Raw genomic sequence first — 24315 nt, 5'->3', positions numbered from 1 at the left:
GGGGAGTAGTGGCAATTCTGAGAGATAAGGTATCAGCAATAAAAATGCCGCGAAGATCTCCGCGGCATTTTTATTTACTAATTCTGCTTTTAGTTTCTGATCATTTCTTTTTCATCCAGCTGCCACTCGTTGTTGTAAAAGCCTGCTGTTTTCACTGCTGCAGTATTGCCTTTCAGCAGGTCCACATTAAAGATCATATAGTCAGGAAAACCGCTGCCACCGGCGAAATACTGGTTCGCATCTGCGGCACGCATACCTGCTAATCCTGTACCTGCAATTACAGCAATGGAAGCAGTTTTACTGTCAGCTCTTGGCCACATAAAATAAGCAGCCAGTCCTTCTCCGGCATATTCCTGTTTACCCACTGTTACCTTACCGCGTGTTACCTGTACAGGCGCGTTTTGCAGCAACTGTTTCCACGCTTTGTTTGTGCTGGCATTACCATAGATAATGATACCACGATCAGGATATTTCGCTGCATCAAAATCTTTATCTGCAATAATATCTACAGCGCCATTGCCTCTGTAATACCATGTTTCTGCATCGTAACGCGCCTTGTTTAAAGACCACTCATTCTCTGCTGCCTGTCCGCCGGTGCTGTACACAAACACCATACGATGGTTGAATGCTTCCTTGAATGTGCCATTTCGCGCAGGGCCTTTATCAGTAGCTGTTGGTGCAGCACCGGCCGTCCACTGTGCACCGTTGTGCAGGTACAACAAGCTGTCGCCGGTTTTACGTGTATAGGTCACTGCTGGTTTGTTATCCAGTGTGATGCTGAGTGTATGGCCCACAGGGATATCTTTCAGGTCAATAGCCAGCGTCTGGATATTGGAAGTAGTACCGGTAATTGCGTCGCGGGATTTAGTTCTGCTCAGCTGTATACGGCTGTATTCCAGTGCATGCTGTTGTTGTAAAATGTGCACCCAGTGATGTACGGCAGAGATAGCAGGGTTGGCAGTAGTGAAATCAATTTCATTCACGCTGGTATCTGCCGGAATAGTATGCCATTTGAAGTACTGAAATAAAGGGCCCCAGTCCACGCAGGTATCACCATACCAGTGTTCTCCACCGGGATATTCATAATAGCTGTAATCTTTCTGGAAATCAGCCAGTATCTTTTTCATTTGTCTTGCATAGTCAACAGAAACAACTTTATCGCTGTCGCCATGAAGGATGTACACACCACCCGCTTTATAGTTGGTAGCCAGTTTAAACGTGTTACTCGGGTTGCTGGCTCTCAGCAGTACCTGTTCAGTACTGTTGCGGGGAGAGTCAGGGATCAGCCCGTCTGCAGAGCCATATCCCATCAGGGTTGGATAACCGGAGCAGGGAGCAATAGCAGCCCATTTACTGGCATAGGTAGCGCCCAGGTACCATGTACCGTGTCCACCCATAGAGTGACCTGTCAGATAGATCCTTTCAGGATCAGGATGGAAGCTGTTAATACCGATGTTCAATACTTCCAGTGCATCGAGGCGGCCCCAGTCTTCCCAGTTGAAGCCACGCGGACGGCGGTTGGTAGGTGCTACCAGTACGCCCCAGTCTTTATATTTATAGGCGCTTGCCTGGTTGATGGCCTGTACTTCTGCACCATGTACAGAAAGGAAGAACGCAGGCGCTTTGCCATCAGGATTTGCCTGTGGTGAAACTGCGTAGTATTGTACACTGCCATCTATATCACTCACAAAAGTATTGCTGTAGTGGTCTTTGTTGGTGACTGCTTTCAGTGTGAAGGTCTTGCTGTCGATAGTGGTCTTCTGATTGTTTAACACCAGCGTGCAGTTATAGCTGCCGTTGGCAGTGCCGGATGCATCGAATTTAAAGCCCACTTTGCGCGTTGTCAGTGCCGCTACTTCAGGAATAGTGGAGCTGACTGTTTTACCGTTCACAGTGGCCTGTATCTGCAGGTTTTTAAGCGGCTGTGCAGAAGTGTTTACCACTACTATCGCACCCCATAAATCACTGTTATTATTGCCTGCTACTACGAAAGGCATAGTAGAATCGGCGATGCTGATATAAACTGGTTTTTCGGGAAACAGCAGTCTGGCTTTGATGCCTTGTCTGCCGAAGCTGCGGCCCGTACGGATATAAAATTCATTATTCCCCTGGTGTAATTGTACCGGAATATACATCCAGCCATAGCGATACATATCGCCGGCATGAGGCGTACCGTTTACATACACCATCTGGTGGCCGGTAACATTCAGGATAGCTGTCTGTGCCTTAGGCGCATTGTAAGAAACATACAGGTAGCCATTATTGATCACACGACCGGCAAAAGAGCCTTCTGCATTGGCTGTAATATCCTGCCATTGCTGCTGTGTGCCTTTTTCATCCGGGAAAGAGGTGGCACCCTTTACAGGCGTTTTCAGTTCGCCGTTGCAGAGCGCCCAGGCCAGCTGGTCTGTAAATAAGGCGGTCCGGCCATATTGATGGCAGGGCCCGCTGATCAATCCGTCTTTAAATACATAGGTTTGTTGAGCAAATAGGCCATATCCCGGCAACAGGAGGGCCAGGAGTAATAGAATCTTCCGCATAGAAATCATTTGCGTACAAAATATAAAGCAGGGGGTAGAAATACATGCAATAAGATGACCGGTGGACAGGTAATTGGAAGAGCGGTAGGCGCTTCCGGAGAGCTGTGTCAGTGCAGGATTGCAGTTGATATTTTTCGCTTAAGGGCTGATATCATTTTAACGCGCTGCTTCCGGTGCGACAGGCACAATTACTTTCAGCGCACGCGCCAGTATATTGGCGCGTATCTGGTTGGTCTTGCCGAGGTATTCTCCATCTATCTGGAAGTGTGCCCGCTTTCGGGTACTGATGGTCACCTGGCTTGCCTGAAGGACCTCTGTTTTAGCAGGATCAAAGGGGCGATGCCTGAATAACATCTTCAATAGTTCCGGAATGGACAGTTTCCGTAAGATCACCACTTCAAACAGGCCGTCGGTAGGATCTCCATTGGGATTGATACTGGCGCCCGTACCATACATCCGCGCATTGGCGAGTACGATCATATGGGCATGACGGATAAGGTGTATTTTTTTGTTTTCTATTTTAACTTCCATTCGCTTGTTCTGCCACAAGGTTTTGAAAGCAGAAAGAGCATAGCCGATTTTTCCGCGAATACCCCTCTGCTCAAAATTCTTCACCAGCAATGCATTCAGTCCTACATCACTCAGGTGGATGCAGGTTTCTTTACCATTTATCTGTATGAGGTCTATATCTATTACCGTAGATGGATGTTCCCTGGTAATGAGGCCCAGTACCTGTTCCCAGTCGGCCGGAATACTTAATTCCGTCGCCATGCCGTTAGCTGAACCGGCAGGCAGGATACCCATTGGAATAGCGGTATTTACTAATTGCTCTGCTACCATCTTCACCGTTCCGTCACCGCCAACAGCAATTACACAGCTGGGCTTTATTTTTCTGATAAGGTCTGTAAGCGACTGCTGTGGCTTATCCAGCAGGAAAAAGTGGATCTCTTCCTGTCGTTCATGGAAATAATTTTTGATGAATGCTTCAGGATCGGCCTTCTTTTTGCCGCCTGAAACAGGATTGATCACAAAAAGAAGCCGGAGCTGCATAGATGATTGCTGCGCCATGTGCTTTATACGTAATTAATACACTCTGTTCATTACAAAATAAGCGCCTGAATGTCTGTATGGAATAAAATTCTACATTGGTTGGGTTTGGAAGGTAGAACGCATATCAGCGTTTACCACGGTATAGGCGGTGTGGAACAGTTGGAAATATTTGGTCATGTACTGGACCTCGGACCATTACCCACCATGCGGTATAGCCGCTTTCCTTTGTTCAATATGATAGCCCTGTTGCGCTTGTTCATGGTAAAACCAAGGCAAGGGGCGCAGGTGCAGTTGGTATGGGAGGGACAAACTATTACAGCAGTGACGGAATCAGATGGCTTTTTTCATATGCAGTGGGTACCGGAAAAAATGCCGGAGCCTGGTGATCATGTGGTGGAAGTAATGGTCACGAATGTGGAAGAAAGCCCGGTAACACGTGCAATGGGTGTAGTGATAATTCCACATCGCAGCCAGTTCGGATGTATTTCAGATATCGATGATACGTTCCTGATATCTCATTCTGCGGCTATGCTGAAAAGACTCCATGTATTGTTCACCCGCAATGCGCGTACGCGTAAGCCTTTTGAAGGAGTAGTGAATCATTACCAGTTGCTGAGTGATGCAATCAACAAGACACGTCTTCCACGTCCATTCTTTTATGTGTCCAGCAGTGAATGGAACCTGTATGCGTATATCCGTGAGTTCTGTCGCATGCACGGACTGCCGGAAGGCGTATTCCTTTTAAGTCAGCTGAAGCCTTTACATAAGCTGTTGAAAAGCGGCCAGCAGCACCATGGTACCAAGTTTACAAGGATCAGCCGTATACTGAAGCATTATCCGCACATGCGGTTTATCCTGCTGGGAGATGATACACAGGAAGATCCGCATATCTACGAGGCCATTACCAAACATTTCACTACACAGATCGTTGCCGTTTATCTGCGGCATGTGAGAAATAGCCGTTATGCCGCTACACAGGAAATTGCCGATGTTATCAGCGGAAGGGGGATTCCCTGTTGTTATTTTAAACATAGCAGAGAGGCTATTGCTCATTCAAAGAAACTGGGACTGATTGCCTGAACATAAAAGCTTGTTGTTAGTTATGAAGTATGTTTTTAGCCTGTTACTGATGATGATTTGTTATACCACTGCACAGGGGCAATTCAGCGATTCTGTTCATTACTATGGCAAGTTTTCTTCCACCGGGTCGATCAACAGAACACAGGATGGCAGATCATACCTGTTGAACAATAACTTCAAGGTAGGTGTCAGCAAGAAAAAGATTGCATTGAATGCCAACGGCGGATGGGTGTATGGTGAGCAGGATAGTGTGAAGACGAACAACGACTTTGCAGCATCGATGGACTTTAGCCTGTTCAGGGCTGTACGCCAGATCTATTACTGGGGATTGGCCAACTATGACAAGAGCCTTTCACTCAAGATCAACGACCGTTTCCAGGGAGGGGGAGGCATTGCGTATAATATTCTGGACAGAAAGGGGGCTTATCTTTCACTCAGCGATGGTATCCTGTTTGAGAATAGTGATCTTTTCCTGAAAGATACCATCCGGGATGTATATCATACTTTCAGGAACTCTTTCCGGTTATCGTACAAGTTTGTGATAAATGAAATCATTATCGTTGATGGTACGCATTTCCTGCAGCATTCCTTATCACATAGTAATGACTACAATATCCGTTCTACCTCGAATCTTTCCATCCTGTTGCGGAAATGGTTGAGTATTACGGCAACGATGACCTACAATAAGCTGAACCGGACGGCGAGAGAAAACCTCCTATTCAGTTATGGGTTGACGATTGAGAAGTATTTCTGAGGAGGGATATGAACCGAAGCTACTTAGCGTAAATGAAAAAGGTTATATCAAATTACTTTGATACAACCTCCTTTATTTTAAACGATCCGTTTATTTCGATGCAGATCTTTCACGCTGTTGATTACCGCGCTGTTGTTGTCCGTGCCGCGGCTGCCCGCCACCATTGCCATTGTCTTTATGCTGACGTGGTGATACATGTCCTTGCCGGTTGCGGGAGAAGCCTCCTTTCTTATCACGGGGATGCTGCTGCTTCGGCTTAGGCGCTGCAGGGCGCTGTACCGGGGCAGACAGGTTGTCGCCATTGTGAAAAGGGTGCTCTGTCACCACAGGAATATCGCGGGCAATGAGCTTCAGAATATCTTTCAGGAATGCCTTTTCTTCTCCTTCACAGAAAGAGATGGCCATTCCTTTTGCTCCTGCACGGCCGGTACGGCCAATACGGTGTACATATGTTTCAGGTACGTTTGGCAGCTCGTAGTTGATCACATGTGTCAGTTCATCGATATCGATACCTCTGGCGGCAATATCGGTAGCTACGAGTACTCTCGTTTGTTGTGACTTGAAATTGTTCAAGGCACGCTGACGGGCGTTCTGCGATTTATTACCATGAATGGCTTCAGCAGTGATCTCTGCTTTGTTCAGGTCTTTCACAACCTTGTCTGCACCATGTTTGGTACGGGTAAATACCAGTACTGTACGGATAGATTTATCCTTCAGGATGTGCAGCAGCAGATTACGTTTGTCGCTTTTATTCACGAAGTACATGGACTGTGTGATCGTCTCTGCAGTAGATGATACCGGGGTTACTTCCACCTTAGCAGGATTGCGCAGGATAGCGTTTGCCAGTGTCTGTATTTCCGGAGGCATGGTAGCAGAGAAGAACAGCGTTTGACGTTGTTCCGGCAGTTTGATGATGACGCGTTTTACGTCATGTACAAATCCCATATCCAGCATTCTGTCGGCTTCATCCAGGATGAAGTACTTAATATCTCTCAGCGTGATGTAATTCTGGCTGATGAGATCCAGCAAACGACCTGGTGTAGCGATGAGAATATCCACGCCTTTTTTCAGGGCTTCTGTTTGCGGATGCTGTGACACACCACCGAAGATCACAAGGCTTTTCAGGTCGAGGAATCTGCCATAGGCAGTAAAACTCTCCTGGATCTGTATGGCCAGTTCGCGGGTGGGTGTTAATATGAGTGCTTTAATATTGCGGGGACCTTTGCGTGAAACCTGCTGGTCTTCATGCATTAATTGTAACAGGGGTATCGCAAAAGCAGCTGTCTTACCGGTGCCGGTCTGGGCGCAGCCCAGGAGGTCCTTCTTATCAAGTACAAAAGGGATGGCTTGTTGCTGAATGGGCGTCGGAGTGGTATAACCTTCGTGCTCCAAGGCCTTCAGCAAGGGCTCAACGAGCCTTAACTGTTCAAATGACAAAATCTTTAATTTTTGATGATAAATATTTGGTAAGGCTATCAGCAGTGGCGCTTGTCCGGTGATGTTGCTAATACTTTACCCGCCTTACTCGCAAACCAACACAATGTTTTGAAGGGTAACAGCAAAAGCAGTGAGGAAGAGAATAAAAGTGACGCAAAGGTATGCTAAATAAATGATATTAGGGTATTTGTTTAATGATAAGTAATTATCTTGCATATTATGAGCAACGGACCAACAGTATTAATAGAACAAGCCAATAGCCGCTACACGATGTATGCGATTGTAGAGCAGGACGAACGGACAGCTTATTTTTACCTGTATCCTGCAGAATTGCACAGCAAGAAGTATCGTATGCGTGCCTGCTGGTTACGCAACTTACAGCCCGGCCCTTCACAAAGGGACAGTGCTGCTATGCAGAATGGCGAAGCACCTATGCTGGAAGCACATTTAACGAATCATCCGCAAGGGAAAGCACCTTTACAGGCAGAACTATTATCCATCGTATGGATGCCGGAAGAAGACGGTGCTGCCGTACTATATGATGGAGAAACATTGGGTGTGATACCCGGCTGGAGTCTGTATACAGAGGAACCTGTGTCTTATGCAGCAGATTGTATTGATGCAGATGGCAACGCGCTGGTATTCCCGCTGGGCCAGCCCGGTAAAAATGAGCAGCATAAACATGTAGCTGACGCTGTAAGCTTCAGACAACAGTGGGAAAGTACAGAAACGCCCCAGTGGCCGGTGATACAGGAGCAATTTATTGCTACCTATGAGCGTCATTTCGGAAAGATGCTGCAGTATTTTGCAATAGACAATAACCAATGGCCGCCAATGGCATTGGGAAAGTTTGAAAAAGATAATGTGATCTATTTCCTGAGCATGGGTGTGAGCATCCGCCCTATGCCATGGGTATCCTACCTGTATAATGACAATGCACCTGCCTATAGAAGAATGGAGATCGCTCTGGCTGTGAGTAAAGACGACTATACAGAAGAAGAGATCACCAGGATGGCGGAAGGTATTTCTGGTATGGTAGATATTCCCTGGAGGCATATCAGCTGGCTGGGAGAGGGGCATACCATCGGTTCCGGTAAGCTACCAGCGCCTTTTGAAAGTATTGTATTGTCTGCCGCACTGTATAATGGTGAAAGCATCACACTGCCGGAAATGTATGGCGACAAAGTCAATCTCTTTTGGACCAGCCCTATTACATTGAGCGAGCGGGAATTTGCACACCGTCGCCCTAATGGAGGATATGAATTACTGGAGAAAATGATAGAAGGAGATGTAACCCATATTATACGTAAGAGAGACGCCATCGTATAATTGTATCCTGACAGCAATTGTCTCATAAAGCATCCATCCCGTTTGCATGCCGGCTAGACATTTGCCGGTATTATGAATGTACAGGAAAGGATAGCGACCCCCCTTTGTATATGACTACGCATGACTGTTTAACAGGGTCATCATATGACCTGCACTGTACAGAGAAATGCAAACAAAGATGTATATCAACAAATTAATGAAACGGGTAGCAGCTGTGCTACTGATTAGCGGAAGTGCCATGAGCGCGTATTCGCAGGGATTTAAAGATGGTAAGATCTGGCTGAATGAAGATGGTAGTAACTACTTCAAGTTCACACTGGTCTCTCAGATCTGGCTCAGAAATACTGATATGAACCCCGGTACTACGATTAACGGGTATGCGAAAGACAATTACACCGACATTGGGGTAAGAAGGGCGAGATTTCAGGCCTTCGGACAGATTGCCGACCGTGTGTTCATCTATTCACAGATCGGTATGAACAACTTCAACTATTCTTCCGACAGGAAAGCGGGTTTCTTCATTCATGATATCATGGGTGAATATGAAGTGGTGAGAAAACATTTATCACTTGGTGGAGGTCTGAGCGCCTGGAATGGTTTAACCCGTTTTTCAGCTCCTTCCGTCGGTACGATCCTGGGGGTAGATGCGCCCTTGTTTGAACAGAGCACCAACGACGTAACAGACCAGTTCCTGCGTAAGCTGAGCATATATGCAAAAGGTAAACTGGGCAAACTGGATTACCGTGTAGTAATGAGCAGTCCTATGGCCGTACAGAAGTCCAATGGATATGTGCCTACTGTCGGCGCTCAATCTACTTTCTCTGCCAAACCTGCCAAAATGCAATGGCATGGATATTTCCAATGGCAGTTCCTCGACCAGGAAGCTAATACTACGGCTTATACCACCGGTACTTATTTAGGGGCGAAAAGAGTCTTTAACATCGGTGCAGGTTTCCAGATCCAGCCTGATGCGATGTGGCGCGCCGGTAACAACGGCGATACTATAGAGTCCAATATGCAGCATTTTGCAGTGGATGCCTACTATGATGCGCCTATCAATGCGCAGACAGGAACAGCGCTGAGTGCGTATGCATCTTATATCAACTTCAACTGGGGCAAAGGTTATATCCGTAACCAGGCTACCATGAATCCTGCCAATGGTACCACCCGGCCAGGTATCCTCAATGGCAGTGGTAATGGCTATCCTTCCTTTGGAACCGGTAACCTGCTGTATGGACAGATAGGTTATAAATTCAAGAATAACCTGATCGGTAAAACAACCCTGATGCCTTACGCCAGTTTACAGTATGCGCATTACGACAGGTTGAGAGATAATATGGCCTTCTGGGATGGAGGTATCAACTGGCTGCTGAAAGGACATACTTCCAAACTGACTTTCGCTTATCAGAGCAGACCCATATACCAGGTAGATGCAGCGACCCAGGACGCGTTCAAGACCGATCGTAAGGGCAGCTTTATTCTCCAGTACCAGGTGTTCCTGAACTAATGAATGCAGGGTGTCTGAATGACAATAATAAATAACATACAGCAGGGTGTATCAACAGTATGATACACCCTGTTTGCTTTCGTATACCTGATGGAGCCAGATAGTCATTTAGACAATTCTCAACGCCTAAATTTACTTTTGGGCCTTCCTCTTCATTTCAGCGGTTCTTTCCTGTCATAATTTCAACCCGCAGAAGGCATATCAAAGTATAGCACCATTTGGATTGTCATAGGGTATACTTAGATCTATTGCATAGGGGAATATAGCAGTTATGCGAATGTTCGCCTTTTTACGATGGTTTATATAGACAGTGAATAGACAGTGAGCATATCAACCAAAGCAACCAGTTGAAATACGGCTGTGAACATTCAGGCGGGACTTCAGGAGCCCCGCCTTTTTTTTGTAATTTTGCCCTTCCATTTTAAACGGGAGCTCATTTTTCTTCAGGGATCGTTTTCCTGTCTGGATGACAAACAATGAGATATCGCTTTGATTTACATAAACATGCAACTTTGGTAAAGATTGATAAAATAGTGCTGCCTGACTTCCCTTTGCTGCTGGCGCCTATGGAAGATGTGAGTGATCCTCCCTTCCGGGTGGTGTGCCGGGAGAACGGGGCCGACCTGATGTATACGGAGTTCATTTCCAGCGATGGATTAGTGAAGGATACGGACAAATGTCGCCGGAAACTGGCCATTTTTGAGGAGGAACGCCCTGTGGGGGTACAGATATTCGGCGGAGACGAAGGAAAGCTGTCTATGGCCGCCAGAATCGTAGATATGACCCAGCCTGACCTGCTGGATATCAATTTTGGCTGTCCGATCAAGGGTATTGTGAGCCGAGGAGCAGGTTCAGGTGTACTGAAGGATATTGATCTGATGGTTCGGTTGACTGCTGCCTGCGTAAAGGCCACTCAGCTGCCCGTAACAGTCAAAACCCGCCTGGGTTGGGATGAGGATACGAAAAACATCGAAGAGGTGGCAGAACGGCTCCAGGATACCGGTATTAAGGCACTGGCTATCCATGGACGTACCCGTACCCAGATGTATAAAGGCGAGGCCAACTGGGAATTGATCGCCAGAGTGAAGAATAATCCTCGTATACATATACCAATTTTCGGTAATGGAGATATTGACAGTCCGCAGAAAGCCCTGGAATACAAGAACCGCTACGGCGTGGACGGTATCATGATCGGCCGGGCGGCAATAGGCTACCCCTGGATCTTCCGGGAGGTAAAACATTACCTGCAGACAGGGGAGATATTACCAGCACCTACACTGGAAGAGCGCATCGGTGTTTGCAGGCGTCAGCTGGAGAAATCCATACAGTGGAAGGGAGAAGTGGCTGGTATTTACAGTATGCGTAAACACTATTTCAATTACCTGAAGGGATTGCCTGACTTTAAAGCGTTCAGAAGCAGACTGGTAACTCCTACCGATCCGCTCGAAATTATGACCGTCCTGGACGAAATAGGAGAGGCATATGCCGGCTTCGAATTCGACCAGACTCCGATCAAATTGATCAATTACCATGAGAATTGTGCGCTTTAGTACCTGTTTTGGTAACCTGTCTTATGGGTTTCAGGTCCAACTATGCGTCGGGGATGCGTCGTGTATACGCCGTGTATGCGTCGTGTATAAAGCGTATTGGATACGAATGCTAATACCATCACGCAATCACTCGCGGCAATAGGACTCCGCCAGGAGGGAGTCCCAGTGTTTGTAGCGCGGGGTGGAACCCCGGGGAAACGGAACGGGTGTAACCCCGGGGAAACGGAACGAACGTCCCCGGGGAACGGTGCAACACCGGACCGGAACGCATGTCCCCCCGGGGAACGATACAACCCGGGACGGAATAATCCCCGGAAATGGTCGTCCCCGGATTTTGATATTAAATAAAATTATCTATATCTTTGCCCCCGTTTATAAACAATGTATTTCAGCGTAAAGCGCCTTAAAGATCCTTATACCCCGTACCCCGGCTAAGACAACAGTATCAGCAGGCTCCTTGCAGGACTGGAACACACAACAGGCAGTACTCCTGTTTAAACTTAATTTTATTACCTAAAAAAACAATTTGACATGGCCTATATAATGGTTGATGTGGAAAGCGATGGGCCTATTCCCGGAGATTATTCAATGATCTCATTGGGCGCTATTAAAGTAGACAACGCCCTCGATAAGACCTTTTATGGCAGATTAAAGCCGATATCATATAGATTCAATTCCGAAGCCCTGGCAGTATCCGGGCATTCCCGGGCGGAAACCCTTACATTCGATGAACCCAGTAAAGTGATGGCAAACTTCAAACAGTGGATTAGCGAAGTATGTACGGACAGACCGATCTTCATCAGTGACAATAATGGTTTTGACTGGATGTTCGTTTGCTGGTATTTCCATCATTTCCTGGGTGAAAATCCTTTTGGGTTCAGCTCTCAGAACCTGGGAAGCGTCTATAAGGGAATGGAGAAAGATATGTTCAAAACCTTTAAACACCTGCGCCGGTCAGCGCATACCCATCATCCGGTGGATGATGCAAGGGGCAATGCCGAAGCCCTGCTGACTATGAAACAAACAATGGGTTTGAAACTGAAACTCTAGTTTTTATCTTTACATCAAATAAGGCTGACTGCAGTATATGTGCCATAATGCTACATGTATGCAGTCATTTTTATTTAACAATAATTTCATACATCCGGTAGCAGTATAATATTCTAAATTGACTACCTCGCAGAAAATTTAAGGAGATGGGTATAATACGATCCTGCCTGCTGACGGGCATTTTAATGGCAGGCAGCCTGATAGCCGCAGCACAGTCTGAGGAAGAACCAACCGTATCGCTGATCCGCGGACCATATCTGCAGTCAGGATCAGCGCATGGTATGACTATCCGCTGGCGCACCAATACTGCCACCAGAAGCAGGGTACAGTACGGGGAAACAAAAGAAAATACAGATCATATGGTTAATGATTCTACCCTGACTACGGAACATATTGTACGATTGGAAGGATTGCAGCCACATACCCGTTATTACTATAAAATAGCTGATTTTACAACCCTCTTGCAGGGAGATAGCGCCAATTACTTTTATACGCTGCCGGAACAGGGTAAAGAAGGAATGTATCGTATCGGTGTGTTTGGCGATTGCGGCAACAATTCCGTAAACCAGCGCAATGTAAAACAGTCTGTCCTTAAATACCTGGATGGAAACTATATGGATGCCTGGATACTGTTGGGCGACAATGCCTATAACAGCGGTACAGATGCTGAGTTTCAGGCAAAATTCTTTAATGTATATAAGGATGACCTGTTAAAACAATACCCCATGTTCCCCGCTCCGGGTAACCATGATTATAACGACAGGGACTTCCCCGGTGCGGCAGCGCAGGCACAACGTACACACCAGACAGCCTACTACCAGAATTTTTCCATGCCAACACAGGGAGAATCCGGTGGTGTACCTTCCAATACACAGGCATTCTATTCCTTTGACATAGGAAACATCCATTTTTTATCGCTTGATTCCTATGGAAAAGAAGACCAGCAATATCGTTTATATGATACGACCGGTCCGCAGGTACAGTGGGTAAAACGTGACCTGGAAGCCAACAGGAACAAACAGTGGGTGATCGCTTACTGGCATCATCCTCCTTATACAATGGGCTCCCACAACTCCGATCATGAAATGGAGCTGGTACATATCCGTGAGAATTTCATCCGTATACTGGAACGTTATGGCGTAGATATGGTGTTATGCGGTCATAGTCACGATTACGAGCGTACCCGCCTGATGAAAGGTCACTATGGCATGGAGGCTACTTACAGCGCTGCTCAGCACAACCTGAGCCAGTCCTCCGGATTGTACGACGGCAGCGAAAACTCCTGTCCGTACGTAAAAGACAGCTCCAACCATGGAACTGTTTATGTGCTGAGCGGCTCGGCAGGCAAACTGGGAGGCACACAACCCGGTTATCCGCACGATGCCATGCAGTATGCCAATGCCACGGATGGCGGTGCTACCATGCTGGAAGTACAGGGCAATCGTCTTGACCTGAAATGGATCTGCGCGGATGGTGTGATCAGGGACCATTTTACCCTGATGAAGGAAGTCAATAAACACACTGTATTGCATGTCAAAGCTAAGAGCAAAGTGATACTGACTGCCTCCTTTACCGGTCATTACAAGTGGAGCGAAAAAGGCCAGCAAACCAAAAGCATCACAGTAGTGGCCCGCCCAGGTAAAAAAGAATATACCGTGCAGGATGATGAAAGTTGTGTGAAAGATACATTTACGATTATTACCACAAAATAGAATATATGCGTTGGAGAGTGACGTTCCCCGGTATTTGTGCATTGCTGTTGATAGCAGTGATACTGACGTCACAAGGGGAACGTCCTGCTTCTTTATCAGATGGGGTAGTAGCCTATTTTAAACGGCAGCAACCCGTTTTTGCAGAGAAGACGTTAATACTCCGGCAGCGTATTGAACAGTTACAACCCGGCGACAGCACCTCATTAATAGCCGCGAAACAGGCCCTGCGGGAATGCCGGATCAGCTATAAATCCATTGCCTTCTTCCTGGAATATTTCTTCGCGAGCGAAGCTTATGTTTTTAACGCACCTGCCAAATACGAAATAGAGGAGCCCTATATCGAATATGAAGAGCCGGTAGGCCTGCAGCAGATAGAAGCATTGTTATACGATCCGCAGGTCTATCAGCACCGGCAGGAACTGGCAGCAGAGGTTACGGTACTGGTGCAGACAGCGGAGGACCTGAATGCGTTGTTGTATCAATTTTCGGCTACCGAACCCCAGGCAATGGAAAGCATACAGCAGGAGCTGATACGTATCATGGCGCTGTACATCACAGGATATGACGCGCCTCTCTTAAAAAGCGGCATAGCGGAGGCAGCTGCTGCCATGAAAGCTATTGATACCATCTTAACGCCTTACCAGGATCTGGATAAAAAAGACAGCGTTACCTATTATTTACAACAGGGTATCCGTATGCTGGCTACACAGCGGGATTTTGATTCATTTGACAGGCTCTCTTTTCTCGTAAATACGGCCCTTCCTTTACAACGTTTATTGCTGAACAGTAGTCATGATCTCTTCAGTCCTTCGGCACTGAAAAAAGATGTTTTCCCACATAATGGTATAGCAGGAGATACTGCACTTGGCAGACGCTTATTCTTCGAAACCGCTTTGTCAGGAAATGCCACCCGCAGTTGTGCCACTTGTCACCAGCCAGCACGTTATTTTACAGATGGCCTTGTACGGAACAAAAGTCTTACTGGAAATGAGGACCTGCCCCGGCATACGCCCGGACTGCTATATGCCAGCTACCAGTATTCCCAGTTCTGGGATGGCAGGGTTCAAAGCCTGGAAGAGCAGGTTAAAGCGGTGATGCATAGTCCACAGGAAATGAATGCCAATGATGACACAGTTCTGCACAGGTTACACAACATGCCTGCCTATGGTGGAATTTCCCTGCCACAGGTGCAGGCGGCGCTGGCTGCCTATCTGTGTACCTTGACGCCTTTCAATTCACCTTTTGATCAATATATGGCGGGCAATAAGCAGGCATTGACAGATGAGCAGCGGGAGGGAGGAAACCTTTTCATGGGAAAAGGACAATGTGCTACCTGTCATTTCGCGCCCTTATTCAATGGCTTGATACCTCCGCTCTATAACAGGACTGAATTTGAAGTATTGGGTACACCTGCTAATGATGATCTTGCTCATCCGTTGCAGGATAGAGACAGCGGTCGCCTGTCATTCTTTCCCATAGATTTTTATAAAGGCGCTTTCAAAACGCCTACCGTACGTAATGCTGCGGTGACGGCGCCTTACATGCATAACGGTGCTTTCCGGAATATGGAGCAGGTGATTGATTTTTATAACAAGGGCGGAGGGAATGGCATGGGCTTGTCTGTATCAAACCAGACATTATCCGCAGTACCGCTACAGCTCACACCAAAAGAGAAGAAAGCGCTGATCGCTTTTATAGAAGCGTTGACGGATAAAGATCCTGCTGCGCATTGACACTGCCGATCGGTGTTTGGAAACGGGAGAGGGAAGTGACTTTGTAACGCATATATCGGCGTGATCATACATCTCAGCAACATTCATTGGTACTATTAAAATGCTTACTGGCACAGATATTACAGTATATCTGGTATTACATGCATGCCTGATAACGCAGATCATTACGATAGTATTAAGCGGTATGACATTTATCATTACAACTTTGTTAATCGGTGCTAAAACGGTATAGAACAGGCATCTTGAGTATATCATCACTTTCCGTATCCTACTTGTTGGAGTAAAAATTACTGCGTAGAAATACGCAATACTTTTTTCAGTGATAATACGGAGCCTCATTGAAATGCTTGCCAGCAGATAGTTTCAAATGCCGAACAGTGTTAGGTGATCATACATGTTGTTATCGAAGCGCAATAACGGCTTAGCAGCTTTTAGGAAAATTCCTACCTTTAAAGGATGAGTGAGGTTTTGCGGTCTTATATTAATACCTATGCTTCAACTACTTTAACCGATGCCGAGTTCGAGATAGTCATGAAAGCATTTACGTTTAAAAGGCTAAGGCGAAAGCAATATCTTTTGCAGGAGGGAGACGTTTGCAAATTCTTTGGCTTTATACTCAAAGGGGCCATGCGACAATACAGTGTTGATAGTAGAGGAACGGAATATGTCATCAACCTGGGATTGGAAGAATCCTGGATCGGAGATCGTGAAAGTTTCTTTATGCTGACTCCCAGCCGTTATAACATTGATGCATGGGAGGACACAGATCTTTTACTGATCACCAATGAAGATTTCCAGCGTTTATTAGATACGATACCTGCCGTTGTAACAATGGTACGGATCATTGACCAGCGTTACCATATAGCGACGCAGCGCCGTCTGCACAGCAGCATTGCTTATACAGCCAGAGAACGTTATGAAGAGCTGGCGAATACAGACCCTGAGCTCATACAGCGTTTTCCGCAACAAATGATTGCTTCCTACCTGGGTATTTCCCCCGAAACATTAAGCCGCATCCGCCGACAGAGTATTGAGAGATGATGACTTTCTCCATCTTCCGATATGCGTATACTCCATTTCCCGCCTGCCATCAGCCCTCTTTCCCCTACATTTTAATTATATCTTATTTTATAACACTTTGAAAGATTAACATTTAAGCATAAATTGCCTCCCATTATTATTTTAAATAATAACCAAGAAAATAATTGGATGCCAGTTCTCTGATTTAGAGGCTGTTAGTATTCATCAGTAACAGTATTGAAAATAACAACGAGATCTATGAACAGTTTTTCCTGGAAGAAGATCATCCCGCATGTGATTGCAATTGCAGTCTTTTTGATAGTTGCAATGGTGTATTGCAGCCCGGCGCTGGAAGGCAAGGTCTTACAACAGTCCGACATTGTACACTGGAAAGGGATGGCGCAGGATGCTTTTAATTATAAGGCGACGCATGGTCATTTCCCCTTGTGGAATACCCACCTGTTCAGCGGCATGCCCAATTACCAGGTGGCGATGGATTCAAAATCTCTGCTGCCTGATTTTGGCCGTATCCTCCAGTTTTATCTGCCTAAGCCGGCTAACTACTTCTTTCTGGCCTGCTTATGCTTCTACATCCTGGGAATGGCCTATGGCGTGAATGTATGGGCAGCCATACTGGGTAGTCTGGGTTTTGCCTACGCCACTTATGACCCCATCATTATTTCTGTGGGGCATGAGACTAAAATGGCGGCTATTGCCTATATGCCGGGATTAATGGCCGGACTGGTACTGATCTTCAGAAAGAAATACATACCCGGGCTGGCACTGACAGCATTGTTTGCTACGATGGAAATAGGATCGGGCCATCCGCAGGTGACCTATTACCTGTTGATGACGCTGGGTATTATGACCATTGGTTATATTATCATGTGGGTGAGGCAGAAAGAGTTCAAACATATGCTCATCGCGTTAGGACTTGCGCTTGTCGGCGGATTGATTGGCGTGGCCAATACCTCCCAGAGCTTACTGACTACCTACGAGTATTCAAAATATACCATCCGTGGTGGCAAGACAGTGGATCTCTCTGAAGACGGTAAACTGACACAGGCCAAAACACAGGGACTGGATGAAAGCTATGCATTCTCCTATAGCCTGGGTATGAGTGAAACTTTCGTGTTGATGATGCCAAACGCTTTTGGTGGCGGTTCCGGTGAACACCTCAGCCCTGATTCGAAAGTGGTTTCAGCGCTTGTACAACAGAATGTTCCCGAAGCACAGGCCAGCCAGGTGGCGGCTACCTTACCCAAATACTGGGGTGGTATTGCGCCGTTTACCGCAGGCCCTCCCTATAGTGGCGCCTTAGTTTGCTTCCTCGCTATCATCGGCCTGGTGGTACTCGTTGGAAATGGCAGCGGCAAGGCAGATATGGTGACCCGCTGGTGGATACTGGCAGCTACCGTTTTAATGATCTTTATTGCCTGGGGGGGATATTTCACCGGGTTTAACAGGTTGCTGTTTAATCACCTGCCACTGTACAACAAGTTCAGGGCTCCATCTATGGCGTTGCTCATCCCTCAGTTATTACTGCCGCTACTGGCTGTACTGACACTGGACAGGGTATTCTTTGCACCTGATGCAAAGGAATTCCTGCAAAAGAACTTCAAAAAGATACTGTATGTCAGCGGTGGTGTGATCGTATTTGCAGGACTGGTATATGTCTTTAACGATTATAAAGGCAGCTACGACTCCCAGATCCTGGATGGCTTTACACAACAGGCAAACTCCACCGTAGCTCATAGCATCCTGCAGGGGATGATCGAGGACAGAAAGGCGATGTTTGCCGGCGGTATCGGTCACATCCTGTGGATCTGGATGCTGGTTATCCTGGGCTTGTATTGCTATATGAAGAATATTGCAAAGCCGGTGGTCATCCTCACTGCATTCATACTGGTAAATACGATAGACCTGCTGGTAGTAGCTAAGAAATATCTCAACAGCGAAAACTACCAGGATGAATCCAGCTACCAGGCCAGTAACTTTGCACCTACGCCTGCCGATCAGCAGATCCTCCAGGATACTGACCCGCATTACAGGGTATTAAACCTGTCCACAGGCGATCCTTTCAATGACGCTATCACATCTTACTATCATCGCTCAGTAGGTGGTTACCATGCTGCTAAATTGCGTACATACCAGGATATCATCGAAAGCCAGTTTGCAAAACCAGGCGGAGGTCTGAATATGGGCGTGCTGAATATGCTGGATACACGTTATGTGATCACCCGTTCACAGGACCAGCAACAGCCAATGCCGGTGGTACAGCGTAATCCTGACGCACTGGGAGCGGCCTGGTTTGTCAGGGATATCCAGTATGTAAATGGTCCGATTGAAGCCATTAAGGCCCTGGATAAACTGAATCCAAAAGAGACAGCGATCATGGACAATGCATTCAAAGCAAGCACCAGCCAGCCTGTTTTTGATTCTGCCGCCAGCATCAAACTGGTTAGCTATGATAACGATGCGATCAAATATGCTACAAGCGCAAACAGCAACCAGTTTGCTGTATTGAGTGAGGTATATTATCCGGATGGCTGGAAGGCTTATATGGATGGCAAGGAAACAGCTTACGCGAATGTAAACTACATCCTGCGTGGTATTGCAGTACCAGCCGGTCAGCATACTATCGAATTCAAATTTGAACCTTCTTCTTATTATACCAGTCAGAAGCTGGTATACATTTCCAATATCCTGCTGTGGTTAACGATCGCAGGCAGCATCTTTGTATTGTGGAAAGAGAACAGGGTAACCAAAGCATAAACTAAAGCATTTCAATTATCAGGGGGCGTCTGCTTAGCAGACGCCTTCTTCGTTTATACACTCCGGTACGTTTTTAAAGTACTTACATTTTAATTATATTTTTGCTTCATTGTAAAACGGAAACTTATCAGATTGGCCGTAAAATCCTGGTAATCTGATAGTATATACTCCTGGCATATGCAAAAGCGTTTATTAAGTGCAGCTGTACTGGCTATTTTAATAGATAATAAGTAAGATAATTAACAGTCGCATGGTGTGTTGGAATTCAAATGAGTGAGCTGCCGATTGAGTATATTTGCCTTACACATTTGAAACCCATGCACCATGACACTATTCAATTTTTCAGATGATATCAGGTTAGAAGACGAGAGAGTATTACTCCGGCCCCTCACACTAGCTGATGATGAACACCTCATACCCTTTACCCGGGAGGAACCTAATATCTGGCGTTATGCAGTAATACCACCGTCCAGCCCCGGTATTATGCGGGAATACATCCGGGCAGCCGTAGAAGGCCGTAATGCCGGAAAGGAATATCCTTTTATCGTCTTTGATAAACAATCGCAGAAGTACGCCGGCAGCACGCGTTTTTATGATATCCAGCTGGCACATAGCATGTTGCAATTAGGATATACCTGGTACGGTAAAGACTTCCAGGGTACAGGACTGAACAAACACTGTAAGTACCTGCTGTTGCAATTTGCCTTTGAACGGATGGATATGGAGCGTGTGGAATTCAGGGCTGCTCACAATAATGAAAGAAGTATAGCTGCCATGAAGAGCATTGGTTGTACGGTGGAAGGAACCATGCGGAGCTGTGCCGCCAATCCCGATGGCACCCGAAGAAGCACCATCATTCTAAGTATATTAAAAGAGGAATGGTTCGCTACTGTGAAAGAGAACCTGTTTAAGCGCTTATGAGCATGATAAGTTATTATGAAAAATTATCAATTAAGTGTAGCTTTGCAAGCGGAAATCATGTGAGAATGTAAAAGGCCGCCCAACTTTTATATCTGACTGTAATAGCAATTTGAAACACAAGATCCTATGAATTTAAAGGCTGGGTATTACCGGCTGGTAACCGTGTACAGGTTACTTTTTCTGTACTCCATTATCTTTGTGATGCCGGCAATCCTGAAGGCGCAGGACATAGGCATCCGCAACCCCTCACTGGAAGGGGTACCTTCTCAATATAGAGCACCCGGTCAATGGTTGGTTGTTTCCTCTACACCTGATATTCAACCAGGAGTAACAGGGGTGTATAAACCGGCTTCGAACGGGAGCACCTATTCTGCCTTCAGAGGCGGACCACACTGGCTGGAAGCAATCGCACAGAAACTGAATACGGATCTGCTGCCCGACAAAACTTACCGGGTGTCTTTTGACCTCTGTTTTGCCCGGGGATATGATTCAGCCACCTGTTATGGCGCACTGGCTATTTATGGAGCAACAACACTGACGGATACACTGGAATTACTTTGGCAGTCGGGACCTTTTTATAATACAGAGTGGCAACGGTTCACTGCTGAATTTACCCCGCATGGCGAATACAGTTACATCGTATTTGGTGGTGACGTACGCGTTGCCTGCGATAATGCCTATGGCATAGCGCTTGCCATCGACAATCTATCAGACACGCTGCGGGAGGTGCCACAGATATCATATGATATAATACCCAGTTGTAAAGGCGTGAGCACCGGTTCTGTCAGTATTTCGGTAACAGGAACATATCCGCCGTTTACCTGCACATGGGAGGACAACGGCAGTATTTCCAATACCCGGGACAGACTCCCTTCGGGTGATTATATTGTAACTGTACATGCCCGTAACGGGGTAACAGTGCGGGATACGATCACTGTGTCTGAAACAGCATTTGACGGTCATGCAGAAGTCGTCCTGGCGGGTTGTACGGGGCAAAACCAGAACAAGATCCAGCTGAATACCACCGGCGGTACCGGACCTTATGAATATTATCTGAACGGGGATACACAAGGCAAATTATCACCGGAATTTGATAATCTGTATGCGGGCAAATATGATATTATCATCAAAGATGCTAAAGGATGCCTGGATACTTTATATGACATCTCAATAACAGATCCGCCGCCGTTTGTTTTTCTGGGCAGTTCGTTACGGGGTATGAGCTGTGCCGTTACCAATGATGCTGAACTGACACTGGCGGCAACAGGCGGTGTAACTCCTTATACTTACAGTATTCCCGGCATTGTTTCACAAGCGGATAGTATCATCAGGAATCTGCGGGGCGGTAATTATATCTATCACATTACTGATGCACAGGATTGCGATATTGCCGGCGACCTTGAAGTGCCGGTAGCCTCCAATAAATGTGCAGTATATGTGCCGAATGCCTTCAGTCCTGACGGCGATGGTTTGAATGATGTATTCCGGGTAAGGGTATTTGACAGGATCAGTGATTTCAGGATGTCTGTTTATAATCGCTGGGGACAATTGATCTACGTCAATACCGATGTGAATGATGGATGGAGGGGAGATCAGAAAGGACAGCCATTGCCTCCCGGCACTTACTTATGGACGATCACGTACCTGGATAATACGCATCAGGCCATACAACAGCAGGGTAGTGTTATCCTGATAAAATAACCGGCAGCCTGATAAGGCTACCGGCTATTGTCAATATTATTCCAATCCCCTGTGTTGCAGCAGGTATTTTACATCAGGTTCTCTTTTACGGAAGGAGACATACAATTCCATAGGTTCTTCCGTACCTCCTTTCTCCAGGATATTCTTTCTGAAGGATGCCGCGGTTGCCGCATCAAAGATGCTACCCGCTTCCTTGAAAGCAGCGAACGCATCACTATCCAGTACTTCTGACCAGATATAGCTGTAATATCCTGCTGAATATCCGCCGGAAAAAATATGCTGGAAGTAAGTACTACGGTACCTGGGGGCAATCTGTGGGATCAGTCCGATCTTATCCATTTCTTCTTTCTCAAATATCAGCGGCATGATGGTCCTGCCCGGAGCAAGCGTATGATAACTCATATCCAGCAGGGAAGCAGCCAGGTATTCCACTGTTGAAAAGCCCTGATTGAATTTGATCGCTGCTTTCATCTTGTCTACTAAAGAGGCAGGAATAAGTTCTCCTGTTTCATAATGTTTTGCATACTGCTCCAGCACTTCCGTTTCAAAAGCCCAGTGCTCCATTACCTGTGAGGGCAGTTCCACGAAGTCGCGGGGAACAGCGGTACCGGACAACATTTCATATGTCACGTTGGATAACAATCCATGTAATGCATGTCCTGCCTCATGGAAGAAAGTCTCCGCTTCATCCGGAGTAAGCAGGGACGGTTGGGTATTGGTAGGTCTGGAGAAGTTGCAGACAATAGAGATGATGGGCGCTACACGTCCGTTTTCTGCAATGGACTGCTTACGGTAAGAAGTCATCCATGCGCCGCCGCGTTTAGAGCTGCGGGGATGGAAGTCGAGGTATAGTAAACCTATTAACTGGTTCTTCTCATCTTTCACTTCATAGGCAGATACTTCTTCGTGGTATACGGGAACATCTTTCAGCAAATGGAAGGTCAGCCCGTACAGCTTCTTCGCTACAAAGAAAAGCCCATCGCGTACATTGTCCAGTTTGAAATAAGGGCGTAAGGCTTCCGCGTCGTAGTTATACTTTTCTTTTCTTACTTTATCCGCATAGTAAAACCAGTCCCAGGCTTCCAGTTGTTCGCCTTTACCTTCCCTGTCCATGAGCGCCTGCATTTCTTTCGCTTCCTGTTTGGCTACTGGCAGTGCTGCTGTCCAGAGTTGTTGTAGCAGCTCATTCGCTTTTGCAGGTGTTTTAGCCATGTTTTCTTCCAGTATCAGATCGGCGTGTGAGGCATATCCTAACAGCGTCGCTTTTTCTGCTCTTAAGGCTGCCAGCTGCGTTACGATGTCTTTGTTGTCCCGTTCATCATCATGATTGCAACGGTTGATATACGCATGATAGATCTCCTTCCGCAGATACCGCTGATCTGCATATTGCAGGAATGGCATTACACTGGCATTATGCAGGGTAAAACGCCAGCCGTCTTTACCAGCTTCTTTAGCCGACAAGGCAGCTGCCTCGATAAGAGAAGCGGGAAGTCCTGCGAGGTCTTTCTGATCGGTAACAAGCAGTTCGTAATGATTGGTCTCAGCCAGCAGATTCTGTCCGAAACGAACGGTCAGCAGGGAAAGATCTTTATTGATCTCCCGGAGCCTTTCCTGTTTGGCAGCCTCCAGGTTAGCCCCATTGCGTACGAAATCTTTATAGAATTTCTCCAGTAACTTACTTTGTTCTCCTGTCAGGGCAAGTGCGTCCTGCCGGTCATATAGCGCTTTTATCCTGGCGAACAGCGCCGCATTCAGGTAAATATCGTCAGCATGTTTTGCCAGCACCGGTGCTATCTGCCGGGAGATCTCTTCCAGTTCAGGAGAGGTATTGGCGGAAGTGAGATTAAAGAATACACTGCTGACATTGCGAAGCCGTTTACCGCTTTTTTCAAGTGCTTCTATTGTATCTGCAAAAGAAGGCGGTGTTGTCAGGCTTGCGATCAGCTCAATATTTTTATGCTGTTCCTTCATGCCCGCCTCAAAGGCCGGCAGGTAATGTTCAGTTGCAATCTTGCCAAAGGGTGGAACATCAAAAGGTGTATTATAGGCCTGAAGTAGTGGATTAAGGGTGCTTGTCTGCTCCATATCTTCGTTGATTAAAATGTACGCTGGCAAAAATAACCATTCTGGTAATTGTGCATGAATTTATTGTATTA

General features: G+C 46.5%; 16 protein-coding genes. 12 read left to right on the top strand and 4 right to left on the bottom strand.

Translation table 11 applies throughout. The features are described from left to right. Positions 1-89 precede the first annotated feature (89 nt). Together BLR32_RS31905 and BLR32_RS31900 are read right to left on the bottom strand one after the other, a co-directional pair. Positions 90-2540, bottom strand: a complete 2451-nt coding sequence (locus BLR32_RS31905) for a prolyl oligopeptidase family serine peptidase (protein WP_089838393.1) — start codon at positions 2538-2540, stop codon at positions 90-92. Positions 2541-2696: 156 nt separating this feature from the next. Next, positions 2697-3608: a diacylglycerol/lipid kinase family protein gene (locus BLR32_RS31900; protein ID WP_089838391.1), complete on the bottom strand. Its 912-nt coding sequence runs from the start codon at positions 3606-3608 to the stop codon at positions 2697-2699. Between the two features lie 87 nt (positions 3609-3695). On the opposite strand from BLR32_RS31900, the gene BLR32_RS31895 reads away from it, so the two are divergent. Then, entirely contained in the window at positions 3696-4670 is a 975-nt protein-coding gene (locus tag BLR32_RS31895) for an App1 family protein (RefSeq protein WP_245705574.1), read from the top strand. Positions 4671-4692: 22 nt separating this feature from the next. Continuing rightward, positions 4693-5424, top strand: a complete 732-nt coding sequence (locus BLR32_RS31890; RefSeq protein ID WP_089838388.1) for a DUF481 domain-containing protein — start codon at positions 4693-4695, stop codon at positions 5422-5424. A 90-nt stretch (positions 5425-5514) separates the two neighbouring features. On the opposite strand, the gene BLR32_RS31885 is transcribed toward BLR32_RS31890, so the two are convergent. Beyond that, a complete protein-coding gene (locus BLR32_RS31885) occupies positions 5515-6861 on the bottom strand; it encodes a DEAD/DEAH box helicase (RefSeq protein WP_089838386.1) in 1347 nt (448 codons plus the stop codon). Between the two features lie 219 nt (positions 6862-7080). Between BLR32_RS31885 and BLR32_RS31880 the strand changes: the two genes are divergently transcribed. From BLR32_RS31880 to BLR32_RS31835, 10 genes are all read left to right on the top strand, one after another. Further along, positions 7081-8190, top strand: a complete 1110-nt coding sequence (locus tag BLR32_RS31880) for a suppressor of fused domain protein (protein ID WP_089838384.1) — start codon at positions 7081-7083, stop codon at positions 8188-8190. A gap of 196 nt (positions 8191-8386) precedes the next feature. Then, entirely contained in the window at positions 8387-9697 is a 1311-nt protein-coding gene (locus BLR32_RS31875; protein ID WP_245705573.1) for a hypothetical protein, read from the top strand. Positions 9698-10209: 512 nt separating this feature from the next. Next, the gene (gene dusB / locus BLR32_RS31870; RefSeq protein ID WP_089838479.1) at positions 10210-11247 is read left to right on the top strand and encodes a tRNA dihydrouridine synthase DusB; all 1038 of its coding nucleotides are present in this window, start codon (positions 10210-10212) and stop codon (positions 11245-11247) included. 531 nt (positions 11248-11778) lie between these two features. After that, a complete protein-coding gene (locus BLR32_RS31865) occupies positions 11779-12297 on the top strand; it encodes a 3'-5' exoribonuclease domain-containing protein (RefSeq protein WP_089838382.1) in 519 nt (172 codons plus the stop codon). Positions 12298-12443: 146 nt separating this feature from the next. Next, positions 12444-14009 (top strand): purple acid phosphatase family protein, encoded by a 1566-nt coding sequence (locus BLR32_RS31860; protein WP_089838381.1) that lies wholly within the window; start codon positions 12444-12446, stop codon positions 14007-14009. A gap of 5 nt (positions 14010-14014) precedes the next feature. Beyond that, complete coding sequence (locus BLR32_RS31855) at positions 14015-15742, top strand: cytochrome-c peroxidase (protein ID WP_218124286.1); 1728 nt, start codon at positions 14015-14017, stop codon at positions 15740-15742. Between the two features lie 456 nt (positions 15743-16198). Then, a complete protein-coding gene (locus BLR32_RS31850; protein ID WP_089838379.1) occupies positions 16199-16783 on the top strand; it encodes a Crp/Fnr family transcriptional regulator in 585 nt (194 codons plus the stop codon). A 237-nt stretch (positions 16784-17020) separates the two neighbouring features. After that, positions 17021-19537, top strand: coding sequence for a YfhO family protein (locus tag BLR32_RS31845; protein WP_089838378.1), 2517 nt, complete (start codon positions 17021-17023; stop codon positions 19535-19537). 324 nt (positions 19538-19861) lie between these two features. After that, positions 19862-20458, top strand: a complete 597-nt coding sequence (locus BLR32_RS31840) for a GNAT family N-acetyltransferase (RefSeq protein ID WP_089838376.1) — start codon at positions 19862-19864, stop codon at positions 20456-20458. A 126-nt stretch (positions 20459-20584) separates the two neighbouring features. Beyond that, positions 20585-22159 carry a T9SS type B sorting domain-containing protein gene (locus BLR32_RS31835; RefSeq protein ID WP_089838374.1) on the top strand — a complete coding sequence of 525 codons (1575 nt, stop codon included), beginning with the start codon at positions 20585-20587 and terminating at the stop codon, positions 22157-22159. Positions 22160-22195: 36 nt separating this feature from the next. Here BLR32_RS31835 and BLR32_RS31830 read toward each other — a convergent pair whose 3' ends face one another. Further along, positions 22196-24244: a M3 family metallopeptidase gene (locus BLR32_RS31830; protein WP_089838370.1), complete on the bottom strand. Its 2049-nt coding sequence runs from the start codon at positions 24242-24244 to the stop codon at positions 22196-22198. Positions 24245-24315: the final 71 nt, after the last annotated feature.

Source organism: Chitinophaga filiformis, assembly GCF_900102545.1.
Taxonomy (GTDB): Bacteria; Bacteroidota; Bacteroidia; order Chitinophagales; family Chitinophagaceae; genus Chitinophaga; species Chitinophaga filiformis.
Note: the sequence above shows the minus strand (reverse complement) of the source record. Positions and strands in the feature narration are given on the sequence as shown.